Raw genomic sequence first — 14,246 nt, 5'->3', positions numbered from 1 at the left:
GCCGGTCCCGTCAGTCCGCGCTCCTCGGGATCCGCCTCTGCCAGGTGCGGTGGAAGACCACCTCGCGGCCGTGCCGGCACACCACCTCGTCGGTGGTGAGGAAGTGCTCCTCGTCGCAGCCGATGTCGGAGCTGGTCTCGACCGTGGTGTCCCACGCCTGCTCCGGGCGATGGAGGCGGATCGTCCATTCGCACCGGGTCCTCGCGGACAGCGGGTCCCGTTCCCGGATCGTGTACGACTCCGCGCTCCGCTCCGTGAGTTCGAGGCCGTCCGGGTGGACGCGGGTGCCGCAGTCGCCGGAGAGTTCCAGCCGCCATTCACCCTTGGCGACATCTCGGACGATCAGCCGCCCGGGGCGCGGCGGATCAAGTGTGACGGGGGTGACGACGCCGAGCGGCTCGGCGTGCTCGGGTGCCTCGAAGGCGATGGTGCCGCACGTCCCGGGGCCTTCGGGGGCACTGCGCACGGGGAGTTCGAGGAAGGAGCCGTCCGGGTCCAGGGTGAAGCCCGCGGAGTCCGCACGGGGCCAGATCCAGGGCCAGTAGGCGGAGGAGACGGCCAGCCGGATGCGATGGCCGGGGGCGAAGGCGTGGCCGGCGGCGGCGAGCTCGAAGGAGACGGCGTCGGTGGCCCCGGCCGGCCAGCCGAGCGAGCGGTCCCGTCCGGCCCGGGCCGAGAGGTCGAGCGCGCCCCGTGTGACGAGCGTCGACGAGCCGTCGGGTGCCACGTCGCACAGCCGGGCGACGGCCAGTCCGTGCGGTACGTCCAGGCGCAGCCGCAGGATCACACGCGGACGTCCCAGGATCTCCGTCCGCTTCGCGACCGCGAACTCGAAGCTCACGGACTTGGCGTCCTCGTCCCGCTGGTCGGGCGGAAGATCGGCGTCCTCGCCCAAGGGCGTGAAGCTCCCGGCGTCGAGCCCGGTCTGCTGCGGTGAGTCGACGACCAGCGGCGGTCCCTGGAGGGCGTACGCCACCGGGGTGACCCGGGGGGACGGCCAGTCGGGCTCGCCGTCCCAGCGGCCGGGCAGTTCGTCGTACGCCGTGGCGGGCGGGTGTGACTCGGTGATCCAGACGCGGAGCAGCGGTTCCGCCATTACGCCGGTGGCGGCGCCCTCACCGGTTGCGGCGCCCGTGCCCGCACCGGTGGAGGTGCCGGCGGCGCTCGGCCGTTCCGTGCCGCCGTGCCCGGAGCGCTCCGGGGCGTCGTCCCGCAGCCAGTGGTCCCACCAGCGCAGCGTCTCCTGGAGGAAGCCGATCGCGGGGCCCGGCGGCCGCTCCTGGTCCGGGTACTCGTGCGGCCAGGGACCGATGATCCCTCGCGTCCGTGCCGGGTCCAGTTCACGGACCAGCCGCAGCACGGTGTCCCGGTGCGGGTCCTGCCAGCCGCCGACGGCGAGCACCGCCGCCCGGATCGCGCCGTAGTCCTCGCACACGCTGCCCTGCTCCCAGTACGCGTCCCGTATGGGGTGGGCCAGCCAGGTGTGGTGGAGGGGTTCGAGGGCCTCCAGCCGGGTCTGCCACAGCCGGCCCCAGTCCTCTCCGGCGTAGAGCGGGTCGGGCGGCCGGGCGCCGAAGGCGAGCAGGGTCGCGGCCCGGGAGGCGGTGCCTGCGGCGGCGACCGCGCCGCCGATGCGGTGCACGTCGTTGTCGTACCGGTCGTCGGTGGAGCAGACCGCGACGACGGCCTTCAGCGGCTCCGGCGCGAGCGCCGCGATCTGCAGGGCGCTGGTGCCGCCCCAGGACACCCCGAACATGCCCACGCGGCCCGAGCACCACGGCTCCCGGGCGAGCCATTCGACGACGGCCGCCCCGTCCGCCGGCCCGGCCGCCGCGTACTCGTCGCCGGGCACGCCCCCGCTGTTGCCGTGGCCGCGGACGTCGACGCGTACGGAGGCGTAGCCGTGCCCCGCGTACCAGGGGTGGCGCTGCCGGTCCGAGGCCGCGGTCCGGTCGCTCAGCCCGTAGGGGAGGTATTCGAGCAGGGCGGGGACGGGCTCGTCGGTGACCGGCCGCCAGACGCGGCCGTAGAGCAGGGTGGTGCCCCCGGAGACGCCGGGCACCGGAATGCGTACGTCGTCCCGGCGGGTCTCGTACGGGTAGTCGGTGCGGATCCTCATGACGCAGGCCCCGGCGGATCCGGCACACCCCTCCGGGTGTCCGCGCCCGCCGGGAGGAAGGGGGCGCGGTGGGCTTCGGCGGGCCGGTGTGCGCTCGTCCCGGCTGGCACGACCGAGATTCCAGACAAAACTCTCACATCCAGTCATATTGGCTGATCACGAACATACCGGGGGAGGCGGGAAGGCGCCCATGGTGATCGAAAGGCGACCGGATACGCTGACTTGAGTGGGGACAGCGACACATCGACAATCCGTGTGATCGTCAGCAGACAGGAGTACCTCTCGTGACCGTCGTCGGGCCGTTCGGGCTGAGCGTGCGGGACCAGGCTCTTGAGGCCGATGTCCAGACCGGATTGGCGGCTGTCGAGTCGGGGTTGCTCGACGCCACCAAGAGCGAGGTGCCCTTCATCACGGAGGCCGCGCAGCACCTCGTCCGGGCCGGCGGGAAGCGGTTCCGGCCGCTCCTGGTGATGTTGGCCGCCCAGTTCGGCGACCCGGACGCACCGGGGATCGTGCCCTCGGCCGTCGTCGTCGAGCTCACCCACCTGGCGACGCTGTACCACGACGACGTGATGGACGAGGCCGAGGTGCGCCGTGGGGTGCCCAGCGCCAACGTCCGCTGGGGGAACTCCCTGGCCGTCCTCACCGGCGACTTCCTCTTCGCCCGCGCCTCGCACATCCTGGCCGACCTCGGCCCCGAGGCCGTCCGTATCCAGGCCGAGGCGTTCGAGCGTCTCGTGACCGGCCAGATCCTGGAGACGGCCGGTCCCCGCGACGGCCGCGACCCGGTCGAGCACTACCTTGACGTCCTCCGGGGCAAGACGGGATCGCTGGTCGCCGTGTCCTGCCGTTTCGGCGCGATGATGTCGGGCGCCGACGAGCGGATCACCGACGTCCTCACCCAGTACGGCGAGCGCCTCGGCGTCGCCTTCCAGCTCGCCGACGACGTCCTCGACATCGCGTCCGACTCCCACGAGTCCGGGAAGACCCCCGGCACCGATCTGCGCGAGGGCATCGCCACCCTGCCGGTGCTCCGGCTGCAGGAGCAGGCGGCCGCGCACGGCCGGCCCGAGGACCTTGAGCTCCTCGAACTGCTCGCCGGCGACCTGACGGACGACGCCCGGCACGCCGAGGCACTGGCGGGGCTGCGCGTCCACTCGGCTCTCGAGCAGGCCCGGCGCGACACCGTTCGGTACGCGCAGGAGGCCCGCGCGATGCTGGCGGCGCTCCCCGAGTGCACCGCGAGGGCCGCGCTGGAGGAGCTGTGCGACGCGGTGGTCCACCGCGCGGGCTGAGGCCCCGCCTCCTCCGACCCCTACTGGACGGGTGACGGAACCGGCCCTCGGGTCATACCGCAGCAGTACGCGGAGTTGATCCCGGGGGCTGACGCGTGCGACGGCCCCATTTGGTCAGATGGAGACAACCACTCCTCACCGAACCGACCGATACGGGTGAGAATGGCGGCGCGGGGTGGACTCGTGCACTGGACGGACGACGCCGCCGATCACGGAGGTAGGGCACACCATGGCACCGAACGACACCGCACGGACCACCGACGAGGCCGGGGAGGGCAGCGTCGTCCGCCGCAAGGCGGCGCGCTACGCCGTCCCGGTCGCGGTGGCGGGAGTCGCCGCGGCGACCATCGGGCTCGTCCCGGCGCTCGCCGCGTCCGGCGACCCCGATCTGCCGGACATCACGGCACAGGAACTCATCGCGAGGATCGCGGCGTCGGACACCGAGCAGCTGTCCGGCACGGTCAAGATCAGCACCGACCTGGGACTCCCGTCGCTCGGCGGGCTGGTCGGCGGCGCCGCGGGCAGCCTCGTCCCCGGGGGCGGCGACGGCGGTTCGTCCGCCTCACCCGAGGCCAGGCTGATGGAACTGGCGTCCGGCACCCACACACTGCGGATCGCGGCCGACGGCCCCGACCGGCAGAAGCTGTCGATCCTGGGCGAGGTCGCGGAGTACAGCGTCATCCACAACGGCGACGACGTCTGGGCGTACGACAGCGGGTCCGACGAGGTCTTCCACGGCAAGGACGCCGGGGCGGGCGCCGAGCGGGAGCAGCGGGTCCCGAAGGAGCCGCCCGCCACCCCGAAGGACCTCGCCGACGAGGTGCTGAAGGCGGCCGGCGACACCACCTCGGTGACCGTCGACGGCACGGCCCGGATCGCGGGCCGCGACGCGTACCAGCTGCTCGTCGAGCCCAAGCAGAGCGGCTCGACCGTCGACTCCGTCAGGATCGCGGTGGACGCGGAGAACGGCGTGCCGCTGAAGTTCACCCTGCTGCCCAGCGGCGGCGGCAAGGCCGTGGTCGACGCGGGCTTCACCAAGGTCGACTTCTCCCGGCCCGCCGCGTCGACCTTCGACTTCACCCCGCCGAAGGGCGCGAAGGTCACCGAGGCGGACGAGCTCAACAGCCGCGAGAAAGGTGAGCCCAAGCACGCCGAGGGCCTGAAGGCCATCGAGGGCCTGGGACCGGCCGGTCTGGCCGGCGACGACGGCCGGGGGGTGAACGTCATCGGTGAGGGCTGGACCGCCATCGCCGAGATCACCACCTCGGGCGGCAAGGGCTCCACCGCCCCGAAGCCGGGCGACGCCCCGCCGGAGGCCCAGCAGTTCCTGGACGCCCTCGGCGACCGGATCGAGGGCGACTTCGGCACCGGCACGGTCTTCAAGACCCGTCTGGTCAACGCCCTGATGACCGACGACGGCAAGGTGTACGTCGGCGCGGTCACCCAGGACGCCCTCGTCAAGGCGGCGAACGCGGCGAAGTAGCACGGCCCGGGTGCGGGGTGCTCCACGGTCCCCCCGCACCCTGGTACGTGCCCCGGCCCCGCGGACGACCGCATGCGCACACGGTGTCCGCGTGCGCATGGGGCCTGTGGGGGGTGGGTCCGCCGGTGCCGCCGGCTCAGAAGGTGAGCCGCCAGCTGTCNCGCAGGTTCCAGGTGCCGTTGGCCACCTCGCTGGAGGCGTTCACGGTGTACGTGGCGATGACGTTGTCCGCGGAGTCGCTGCCGCTGGAGTTCTTCAGGCGGTACGCGGTGCCGTCCGGTGCCAGCAGGTCGACGACGAGGTCACCGCGCCAGGTGTGCTTGATGTCCACGCCCACCTTGAGGGTGGCCGGCGCGTTGCCCGTGCGGCCGGAGACGGTGACGGACGAGGTCACGGCGGCGCCGTTGTCCGGGATGGCGACGTCAGCGGTGGACTCGTAGACGTCGCCGGGCGGAACGGTCGACCCGGCGGACAGGGTCCAGACGGCGTGTGCGATGGCGTCGCTGTTCCGGTCGAGCGCCGTGTCGTTGATGTTCGACGTGGTGTCGCAGGACGAGTGGTAGCAGCGGTCGAAGGCCTGTCCGGCCGTACCGCCCCACTTCTGGGCCTGCGCGCTCGACTTGGTGCGGCTGGCGCCGGTGAACAGACCGCCCACCGCTATCCCGACGTTCTTGAACGAGGCGTGGTCCGAACGGCCGTCGCCCTCGGTCTCGATCTCGGTCGGTACACCGAGCCCGGCGTAGAAGTCCTTGAAGGTCTGCTCGATCGTCGGGTCGTCGTCGTAGACGAAGTAGCCGGGGTTCGGTGACCCGATCATGTCGAAGTTGAGATAGCCGGAGACCTTCGAACGCTCGGCGGAGGGGAGGTTGTTGACGTAGTACCGGGAGCCGACGAGCCCCAGCTCCTCCGCTCCCCACCAGGCGAAGCGCAGATGCTTCGCCGGTTGCAGCTGGGCCCTGGAGACGGCAAGGGCGGTCTCCAGCACACCGGCCGAACCGGAGCCGTTGTCGTTCATTCCCGGTCCCGAGCTCACGGAGTCGAGGTGGGCCCCGGCCATCAGCACCTGGTTGGGATCGCCGCCGGGCCAGTCGGCGATCAGGTTGTAGCCGGTGGCGCCCGAGGAGGTGAACTGCTGGACGGTGGTGGTGAATCCGGCCGCGTCCAGCTTGGCCTTCACATAGTCGATCGACGCCTTGTAGCCGGGGCGGCCGTGGGCGCGGTTGCCGCCGTTGGCACCGGCGATGGACTGCAGTTCGGACAGATGGGCCTTGACGTTGGCGAGTGGTATGTCCGGCGCGGCGAGCGCCGCCGGGGAAGTGGCGGCGCTCGCCCGGGAGTCGGGTGCGGAGGCGGGTGGTCCACCGGGTGCCGCGGTCGCCGGAACGGCCGCGGTGAGCAGCCCGGCGAGGGCCAGTGCCGCGGCGGCGGCGGTACGTCTGTGCGCGGAGTGACTCATGTGGGGGCTCCGGATTCCGTACGGGGACAGGACGGAACGTGCGGGACTCCCCGCGACGACGGCGTCGCAGGGTGCTGGAGCTGTGCGCGGTACGGCAGTGTGCGGTGCGGCTGTGTGCTGAATGTTCAGTGAGATGATGACTGACCGTCAAGGGCGGAAACCGGTCAGTCGGGTTCGATAGGCGGACATCTCGGAACGGTCAAGTCCACAAGGCTTCTGAGCAAGCGCAGTCCGCTGCCTCCCCGCCGCAAGCACTGTGCCCCCGTGGTCGCGCGGGTGCATGGACATCGGCAAGGGAGCCCTGGAGCTGCCCGAGCCGGGCGCGTGGGGTGCGGCGTCCTTCGTCGCGTGGGTGCCGGTGTGCCCGACGCTGGGCGCCGTCCGGTTTCTGGCGCGGTCCCTCCGACGCGGGAAGGGCGTCGTCGAGCCGGCTGTGGAGGCCGTGTCGCTCGGGGACTTCCTACGCCCTAGTGGACGCAGAACTCGTTGCCCTCCGGGTCCTGCATCATGCACCACTCCCCGCCCGGTTCCTCCACCCTGCGCAGCACGCTCGCGCCGAGCTCCTCCAGCCGGGACACCTCCTCGTCACGCCGGCCCGGGCCGGGGTGGAGGTCGAGGTGGAGGCGGTTCTTGGCCGTCTTGGCCTCCGGCACCCGCTGGAAGAGCAGCCGCCTGCCGAGTCCCGTGCCTGTCGCCTCCTCGTACGGGTCGTCCGGATGCCGGACGGCGGCCAGATCCCGCCATGCGCGGCGGCCGTGCCACTCGGTGGTCAGGGCCTCGGGAACGGCGCCCCGCTCCAGCAGACCCTCGATCAGGGCGCTGTTGTCCTCCGTCCGGTAGCCGAGGGCCCTGGACCAGAAGTCGGCCTGGGCGAGCGGATCGGTCGCGTCGATCACGAGCTTCCAGTGCAGTGTCATGCAACCTTTGTAGAGGAGCGGCGTGGGCACTGGCGGGCGGTCGTGGAACGGGTGGCGAACGCATCACTCCTCGGAGGGGGCTGACGCGTTGCCGGCACGGCCGGCGGCGCGGACTCTCCGTCCGTCGTCAGGCGGCAGGCTCCGGCCGCCGCACGGTCGCGGATTCCGGGGAAGCCGGTGCCCGGGGTGCCGCGCCCGCCGCGGCCCGGGCCTCGGCCGCGAGGCGCGCCGCCTCGGCCCGGGTGCGACGGGCGTTGCGCAGCGCGTCCCAGGTGAGGATCGTCAGCGCCAGCCACACCAGCGAGAAGCCGGCCCATCGCTCGGCGGGCATGGCCTCGTGGAAGTAGAGGACGCCCAGCAGGAACTGGAAGACCGGCGCCAGGTACTGCAGGAGCCCCAGCGTCGACAGCGGCACCCGGATCGCGGCCGCGCCGAAGCAGATCAGCGGTACGGCGGTGACGACTCCGGTGGCGGCGAGCAGTGCCGCGTGGCCGGCGCCGTGCGCGCCGAAGTCGGCCGCGCCACGGGAGCCCAGCCACAGCAGATAGGCGAGGGCCGGCAGGAACTGCACCGCGGTCTCGGCGGCCAGCGACTCCAGGCCGCCGATGTTGGTCTTCTTCTTCAGCAGCCCGTAGACGGCGAACGAGAAGGCCAGGACCAGTGAGATCCACGGCGGCCGTCCGTACCCGACCGTGAGTACGAGCACCGCGGCCAGGCCGATGCCGACGGCCGTCCACTGCGCGGGCCGCAGCCGCTCCTTCAGCAGCAGCACGCCCATGGCGATGGTGACCAGAGGGTTGATGAAGTAGCCGAGCGACGCCTCCACCACCTGGCCCGCGTTGACGGCCCAGATGTAGACGCCCCAGTTGACCGTGATCACGGCGGCGGCGACGGTGATCAGGCCCAGCTTGCGCGGGTCGCGCAGCAGGGGGCGCAGCCATTCCCAGCGGCGCAGCACCAGCAGGGCGACGCCGACGACCGCCAGCGACCAGACCATGCGATGGGCGAGGATCTCGACGGCGCCGGCCGGCTTCAGCAGCGGCCAGAAGAGCGGGACCAGCCCCCACATCCCGTAGGCGCCCATCCCGTACAGCAGGCCCATGCGCTGCTCGTTGTCCGTCTTCACTTGCCCTCCCGCCGCCCTGCACCGCGCTGTCCTGGTCGAAGGTAGCGCCGAGCAGGGCGGGCTGTCATGTCCGTATCGCCATACGGTCATGACGTGACGGTCAGTGGTGCGCCAGGGCCGTCGCGACGGTCTCCGCGAGCGGGGTGGTCGGCCGGCCGATGAGGCGGGCGAGGTCGCCGTCGCCGCGGGCCAGCAGGCCCCGTTCGACGGCGCGGTCCACGTCGACGAGGATCGCGGCGAAGGACGCGGGCACACCGGCGCCGGTGAGGAGCTCCAGATGCGTCTCGGCGGGGACGTTCCGGTGGGCGATCTCCCTGCCCGACTGCTTCGCGACCTCGGCCGCGTACTCGGCCAGCGACCAGGCGGTGTCACCGCTGAGCTCGTAGGCCCGGCCGAGATGGCCCTCCCCGGTGAGGACGGCGGCCGCCGCGGCGGCGTAGTCGGCGCGCGCGGCGGAGGCGATCCTGCCCTCGCCCGCGTTGGCGACGACCGCGCCGTGCTCCAGGACCGGGGCGAGCTGCTCCGTGTAGTTCTCGGTGTACCAGCCGTTGCGCAGGAAGGTGTACGGCAGACCGGAGTCGAGGATCGCCTGCTCGGTGGCCTTGTGCTCGGCCGCGAGCTCGAAGTCCGCCTCGGGACCGCCCAGGATGCCCGTGTACGCGAGCTGTGCGACGTCCGCCGCCCGCGCGGCGGCGACGACGGCCGCGTGCTGCGGGACGCGCCGTCCCACCTCGTTCCCGGAGACCAGCAGGACCCGGTCGCCGGTGCGGAAGGCAGCCGCGAGCGTCGCGGGGGCGTCGTAGTCTGCGACGCGCAGCTCGATCCCGTGTGCCGCGAGGTCCCCGGCCTTGTCCTTGTCGCGTACCACCGCGGCGATGCCGGCGGCCGGTAGGCCCGTCTCCAGGAGGCGTTCGACGACGAGGCGGCCGAGGCGTCCGGTGGCTCCGGTGACGACGATGCTCATGTGGGTTCTCCGTTCGCTGGGGCTTTGGCACCGACGCTACGGCTAGCGCTATCTATTCGAAAGTACCCACTTTGAAGTAAGGTACTGATATGAGCGTGAGCCCGCAGGTCGCAGGCAGTCCCGCGTGGAGGCCCGACGTCAACGAGAAGCTGTGTCCGTCCCGCGTGGTGCTGGAGCACGTCACGAGCCGGTGGGGCGTCCTGGTGCTGGCCGCGCTGCTGGAGCGCTCGTACCGCTTCAGCGAACTGCGCCGCGCCATCGGCGGCGTCAGCGAGAAGATGCTGGCGCAGACCCTGCAGACGCTGGAACGCGACGGGTTCGTGCACCGCGACGCCAAGCCCGTCATCCCGCCGCGCGTCGACTACTCCCTCACGGACCTCGGCCGCGAGGCCGGCGGGCAGGTGTGGGCGCTGGCGCGGTGGACCGAGCGGCGGCTCGGCGACGTGGAGCGGGCACGCGCGGAGTACGACGGGGCCCGGACCTCCTGAGTGGAGGTCCGGGCCCCGTGTCCGCAGGGGGAGCCGTGTCAGCCGACGACGGTCCAGGTGTCGTTGCCCGAGAGCAGGGCCCCCAGATCGCCCTTGCCGTTCTGCTCGATCGCGGCATCGAGCTGGTCGGCCATCAGGGTGTCGTAGACGGGGCGCTCGACGCTGCGGAACACCCCGATGGGCGTCTGGTGCAGCGTGTCCGGGTCGGCCAGCCGGGACAGCGCGAACGCGGTCGTCGGACTGGCGCTGTGGGCGTCGTGGACCAGGATCTGCGACTCGTTCTCGGGGGTGACCGTGACGACCTTGAGATCGCCGGTGGCCTGGTCCCGCACCACGCCCTTGGAGCCGCCGCCGAAGCGGATCGGCTGTCCGTGCTCCAGCCGGATCACCGCCTCCTCGGCCTGTTCCTTGTCCTTCAGGACCTCGAAGGCGCCGTCGTTGAAGATGTTGCAGTTCTGGTAGATCTCCACCAGAGCCGTGCCCGCGTGGTCCGCCGCCGCGCGCAACACCTCGGTGAGGTGCTTGCGGTCGGAGTCGATCGTGCGGGCGACGAACGACGCCTCGGCGCCGATGGCCAGTGACACCGGGTTGAACGGTGCGTCCAGCGAGCCCATCGGGGTCGATTTGGTGATCTTGCCGAGCTCGGAGGTGGGGGAGTACTGGCCCTTCGTCAGACCGTAGATCCGGTTGTTGAACAGCAGGATCTTGAGGTTGACGTTGCGGCGGAGGGCGTGGATGAGGTGGTTGCCGCCGATGGACAGCGCGTCCCCGTCACCCGTGACGACCCACACGCTGAGGTCGCGGCGGGAGGAGGCGAGGCCGGTCGCGATCGCGGGGGCGCGGCCGTGGATCGAGTGCATCCCGTAGGTGTTCATGTAGTACGGGAAGCGGGAGGAGCAGCCGATGCCGGAGACGAAGACGATGTTCTCCTTCGCCAGGCCGAGCTCGGGCATGAACCCCTGCACGGCGGCGAGGATCGCGTAGTCACCGCAGCCCGGACACCAGCGGACCTCCTGGTCCGACTTGAAGTCCTTCATGGACTGCTTGGCCTCGGCCTTGGGAACCAGGGACAGCAGTGTGGACGCTGTCTCAGTCATCGATGGCCTCCTTGAGAGCCGCCGCGAGCTGCTCGGCCTTGAACGGCATTCCGTTGACCTGGTTGTACGAGTGCGCGTCGACCAGGAACCTCGCCCGGATCAGTGCCGCGAGCTGGCCGAGGTTCATCTCCGGCACCACTACCTTGCCGTAACGCCCGAGGACCTCCCCGAGATTCCTGGGGAACGGGTTGAGGTGCCGCAGATGGGCCTGCGCGACGGCGCCGCCCTCCCGGCGGATGCGGCGGACCGCCGCGGTGATCGGCCCGTACGTGGAACCCCAGCCGAGGACCAGCGTCCTCGCGCCGTCCGGGTCGTCGACCTCGACGTCCGGGACCTCGATGCCGTCGATCTTGGCCTGCCGGGTGCGGACCATGAGGTCGTGGTTCGCCGGGTCGTAGGAGATGTTTCCGGTGCCGTCCTGCTTCTCGATGCCGCCGATCCGGTGCTCCAGCCCCGGCGTGCCGGGCACCGCCCAAGGGCGGGCCAGCGTCTGCGGGTCCCGTTTGTAGGGCCAGAACACCTCGGTGCCGTCGTCGAGGGTGTGGTTCGGGCCCGTGGCGAACTGGGTCCGCAGGTCCGGCAGCTCGTCGAGGTCCGGGATCCGCCACGGCTCGGAGCCGTTGGCGAGGTACCCGTCGGACAGCAGGAGCACCGGGGTGCGGTACGTCAGCGCGATCCGGGCCGCGTCCAGCGCCGCGTCGAAGCAGTCCGCCGGGGTGCGGGGTGCGACCACCGGGACCGGAGCCTCGCCGTTGCGGCCGTACATCGCCTGCAGCAGGTCGGCCTGCTCGGTCTTGGTCGGAAGACCTGTCGAGGGCCCGCCGCGCTGGATGTCGACGACCAGCAGCGGCAGCTCCAGCGACACCGCCAGGCCGATGGTCTCCGACTTCAGCGCCACACCGGGGCCGGACGTGGTGGTCACGGCGAGCGAGCCGCCGAACGCGGCACCGAGCGCCGCGCCGATGCCGGCGATCTCGTCCTCCGCCTGGAAGGTGCGCACGCCGAAGTTCTTGTGCCGGGACAGCTCGTGCAGGATGTCCGAGGCCGGGGTGATCGGGTACGAGCCCAGGTACAGCGGCAGGTCGGCCTGCCGGGACGCGGCGATCAGCCCGTAGGACAGGGCCAGGTTCCCGGAGATGTTGCGGTACGTGCCGGTCGGGAACGCGGTGTCGGCGGGCGCGACCTCGTAGGAGACGGCGAAGTCCTCGGTCGTCTCCCCGAAGTTCCAGCCGGCCCGGAACGCCGCCACGTTCGCCTCGGCGATCTGCGGCTTCTTCGCGAACTTGGCTCTCAGGAACTTCTCGGTGCCCTCGGTCGGCCGGTGGTACATCCACGACAGGAGGCCGAGCGCGAACATGTTCTTGGAGCGCTCGGCCTCCTTGCGGGAGAGGCCGAACTCCTTGAGCGCCTCGATCGTGAGCGTGGTCAGGGGGACGGGGTGCACGCTGTAGCCGTCCAGCGAGCCGTCCTCGAGGGGGGAGGTCTCGTAGCCGACCTTGGCCATCGCGCGCTTGGCGAATTCGTCGGTGTTGACGATGATCTCGCCGCCGCGCGGCACGTCGGCGATGTTGGCCTTCAGCGCGGCGGGGTTCATCGCCACCAGCACATTGGGTGCGTCGCCGGGGGTGAGGATGTCGTGGTCGGCGAAATGCACCTGGAAGCTGGACACGCCCGGAAGGGTGCCGGCGGGCGCCCGGATCTCGGCCGGGAAGTTGGGCAGGGTCGACAGGTCGTTCCCGTACGACGCCGTCTCCGAAGTGAAACGGTCACCCGTCAGCTGCATACCGTCACCGGAGTCACCCGCGAAGCGAATGATCACCCGGTCCAGTTGGCGTACTTCCTTCTCGCCGGGAGGCCGTCGCTGCCCCCCGACGAGGGCGTCCCCGGCCTCGTCTGCCTCGTCCGCGTGTTCTGCTGGGCTGCTGACCTGGCTGGTCACTGAACTGGACCTCCCTCGAGGCGGCTGGGCTGCGGCCGGCGCACCGGTCGCTCCAAGGTCAACCCTACGTCCGTGAGCATCGCCTTCTCCGGACCGCTCACATGTCGGACGTCGATCTGAGATGCCGCCGTGTCCTGGTTTGCCATGTTCCCTTCGCCCCCCCGGTTCGTTCGGTAAGACGCTCCCCCGCGATCGATCGTTGCTGTCTGACAGAGTGTCAGGTATTCAGGAATCCAGATAGGTGAGCACGGCCAGTACACGCCGATGGTCACCGTCACTGGGGGACAGTCCGAGCTTCAGGAAGATGTTGCTCACGTGCTTCTCCACGGCGCCGCCGCTCACCACGAGCTGCCGTGCGATCGCCGAGTTCGTCCTGCCCTCCGCCATCAGGCCCAGCACCTCGCGCTCCCGGGGAGTGAGGCCGGCGAGCACGTCCTGCTTCCGGCTCCGCCCCAGCAGCTGCGCCACGACCTCCGGGTCCAGCGCCGTCCCGCCGCCGGCCACCCGGACGACCGCGTCCACGAACTCCGCGACCTCGGCGACCCGGTCCTTCAGCAGATAGCCCACACCGCGGCTGTTCCCCGCGAGCAGCTCCGTGGCGTACCGCTCCTCCACGTACTGCGACAGCACCAGCACACCCAGGCCCGGGTGGTCCCCGCGCAGCCGGACGGCCGCGCGGACGCCCTCGTCCGTGTGCGTGGGCGGCATCCGCACGTCCGCGACGACGACGTCGGGAAGGTCGTCCTGCGCGGCCAGGTCCCCGATGGTCCTGATCAGCGCGTCGGCGTCCCCGACGCCCGCGACGACGTGGTGGCCGCGGTCGGTGAGCAACCGGGTGAGCCCTTCGCGGAGCAGCACCGAGTCCTCGGCGATGACGACGCGGACGGTGCGCGCTCCGGTCGCGGCTGTCCCGGGGGGCGCGGCGTGCCTCGCGAGGGCGTCGGTCTCGTGCTCCACGGCGGTGCGTCCCCCTGCGGTCGTTGTACGCGGTCCTCGGCCTGCGTCCGGCGGTCGCCCCCAGCATCGCACCGTTCGCACGGCCGGGCGGGCGTTTCGCCCCCGCGGCGGCGCGGGTCGGGGCCGGGTGCCGGTCCTCGGGCGTGGAGTGAGGTCCGGGCGAGCGGCCCGTGTCCGTGCCCGGATCCGGTGGGGTCCCGTCCGGATGCGCCGCGTCCGCCCGGCCGGAGGCGTCACGCGCGCCAGGGGAGTTCCGCGGTGACGGTTGTGGGTCCGCCGGTGGGGGAGTCGATGACGAGGAGGCCGTCGACGGCTCGGAGTCTTTCGGCCAGGCCTCCGAGGCCGCCGCCCGTTGCGTCTGCTCCGCCGTGCCCGTCGTCGGTGACCTGGATCAGCAGGCGGGTG

11 protein-coding genes and 1 pseudogene are annotated in these 14,246 nt (G+C 71.6%); 3 read left to right on the top strand and 9 right to left on the bottom strand.

The features are described 5' to 3' along the window. Positions 1-10: 10 nt before the first annotated feature. A complete protein-coding gene (locus QMZ92_RS28260) occupies positions 11-2,119 on the bottom strand; it encodes a CocE/NonD family hydrolase (protein ID WP_283300341.1) in 2,109 nt (702 codons plus the stop codon). Between the two features lie 284 nt (positions 2,120-2,403). Between QMZ92_RS28260 and QMZ92_RS28255 the strand changes: the two genes are divergently transcribed. Continuing rightward, positions 2,404-3,414, top strand: coding sequence for a polyprenyl synthetase family protein (locus QMZ92_RS28255; protein WP_283300340.1), 1,011 nt, complete (start codon positions 2,404-2,406; stop codon positions 3,412-3,414). 229 nt (positions 3,415-3,643) lie between these two features. Beyond that, positions 3,644-4,897, top strand: a complete 1,254-nt coding sequence (locus QMZ92_RS28250) for a LolA family protein (protein WP_283300339.1) — start codon at positions 3,644-3,646, stop codon at positions 4,895-4,897. Positions 4,898-5,033: 136 nt separating this feature from the next. On the opposite strand, the gene QMZ92_RS28245 is transcribed toward QMZ92_RS28250, so the two are convergent. The 4 genes from QMZ92_RS28245 to QMZ92_RS28230 all read right to left on the bottom strand — a co-directional run bounded on the left by QMZ92_RS28245 (position 5,034) and on the right by QMZ92_RS28230 (position 9,360). Continuing rightward, entirely contained in the window at positions 5,034-6,353 is a 1,320-nt protein-coding gene (locus QMZ92_RS28245) for a M28 family peptidase (protein WP_283300338.1), read from the bottom strand. A 467-nt stretch (positions 6,354-6,820) separates the two neighbouring features. Further along, the gene (locus tag QMZ92_RS28240) at positions 6,821-7,270 is read right to left on the bottom strand and encodes a VOC family protein (RefSeq protein WP_283300336.1); all 450 of its coding nucleotides are present in this window, start codon (positions 7,268-7,270) and stop codon (positions 6,821-6,823) included. 127 nt (positions 7,271-7,397) lie between these two features. Then, a complete protein-coding gene (gene rarD, locus QMZ92_RS28235; protein ID WP_283300335.1) occupies positions 7,398-8,396 on the bottom strand; it encodes an EamA family transporter RarD in 999 nt (332 codons plus the stop codon). Positions 8,397-8,496: 100 nt separating this feature from the next. Beyond that, complete coding sequence (locus QMZ92_RS28230; RefSeq protein WP_283300334.1) at positions 8,497-9,360, bottom strand: NAD(P)H-binding protein; 864 nt, start codon at positions 9,358-9,360, stop codon at positions 8,497-8,499. Positions 9,361-9,449: 89 nt separating this feature from the next. Between QMZ92_RS28230 and QMZ92_RS28225 the strand changes: the two genes are divergently transcribed. Continuing rightward, positions 9,450-9,848: a winged helix-turn-helix transcriptional regulator gene (locus QMZ92_RS28225; RefSeq protein WP_283300333.1), complete on the top strand. Its 399-nt coding sequence runs from the start codon at positions 9,450-9,452 to the stop codon at positions 9,846-9,848. Positions 9,849-9,886: 38 nt separating this feature from the next. Here the strand turns inward: QMZ92_RS28225 and QMZ92_RS28220 are convergent, their stop codons facing one another. The 4 genes and pseudogenes from QMZ92_RS28220 to QMZ92_RS28205 form a co-directional block, all read right to left on the bottom strand. After that, the gene (locus QMZ92_RS28220; RefSeq protein ID WP_283300332.1) at positions 9,887-10,945 is read right to left on the bottom strand and encodes a 2-oxoacid:ferredoxin oxidoreductase subunit beta; all 1,059 of its coding nucleotides are present in this window, start codon (positions 10,943-10,945) and stop codon (positions 9,887-9,889) included. Next, positions 10,938-12,884, bottom strand: a complete 1,947-nt coding sequence (locus tag QMZ92_RS28215; protein ID WP_283300331.1) for a 2-oxoacid:acceptor oxidoreductase subunit alpha — start codon at positions 12,882-12,884, stop codon at positions 10,938-10,940. The genes QMZ92_RS28220 and QMZ92_RS28215 overlap by 8 nt, the downstream gene beginning before the upstream one ends. A gap of 225 nt (positions 12,885-13,109) precedes the next feature. Beyond that, on the bottom strand, positions 13,110-13,757 hold the full coding sequence (locus tag QMZ92_RS28210; RefSeq protein WP_283300428.1) for a response regulator transcription factor: 648 nt from the start codon (positions 13,755-13,757) through the stop codon (positions 13,110-13,112). A 317-nt stretch (positions 13,758-14,074) separates the two neighbouring features. Beyond that, positions 14,075-14,246: pseudogene (locus QMZ92_RS28205) on the bottom strand (sensor histidine kinase); the annotation flags it as partial.

The sequence above is a fragment of the Streptomyces sp. HNM0645 genome, from assembly GCF_030056615.1.
GTDB lineage: Bacteria > Actinomycetota > Actinomycetes > Streptomycetales > Streptomycetaceae > Streptomyces > Streptomyces marianii.
The sequence above is the reverse complement of the archived record's forward strand: the minus strand, read 5'-3'. Positions and strand labels throughout refer to the sequence as shown.

What these genes read in the sequence shown, in the direction of transcription:
- QMZ92_RS28230 (WP_283300334.1), bottom strand. Translation starts at nt 9,360, where the DNA reads ATGAGCATCGTCGTCACCGGAGCCACCGGACGCCTCGGCCGCCTCGTC.
- QMZ92_RS28240 (WP_283300336.1), bottom strand. Translation starts at nt 7,270, where the DNA reads ATGACACTGCACTGGAAGCTCGTGATCGACGCGACCGATCCGCTCGCC.
- QMZ92_RS28220 (WP_283300332.1), bottom strand. Translation starts at nt 10,945, where the DNA reads ATGACTGAGACAGCGTCCACACTGCTGTCCCTGGTTCCCAAGGCCGAG.
- QMZ92_RS28225 (WP_283300333.1), top strand. Translation starts at nt 9,450, where the DNA reads ATGAGCGTGAGCCCGCAGGTCGCAGGCAGTCCCGCGTGGAGGCCCGAC.
- QMZ92_RS28260 (WP_283300341.1), bottom strand. Translation starts at nt 2,119, where the DNA reads ATGAGGATCCGCACCGACTACCCGTACGAGACCCGCCGGGACGACGTA.
- QMZ92_RS28250 (WP_283300339.1), top strand. Translation starts at nt 3,644, where the DNA reads ATGGCACCGAACGACACCGCACGGACCACCGACGAGGCCGGGGAGGGC.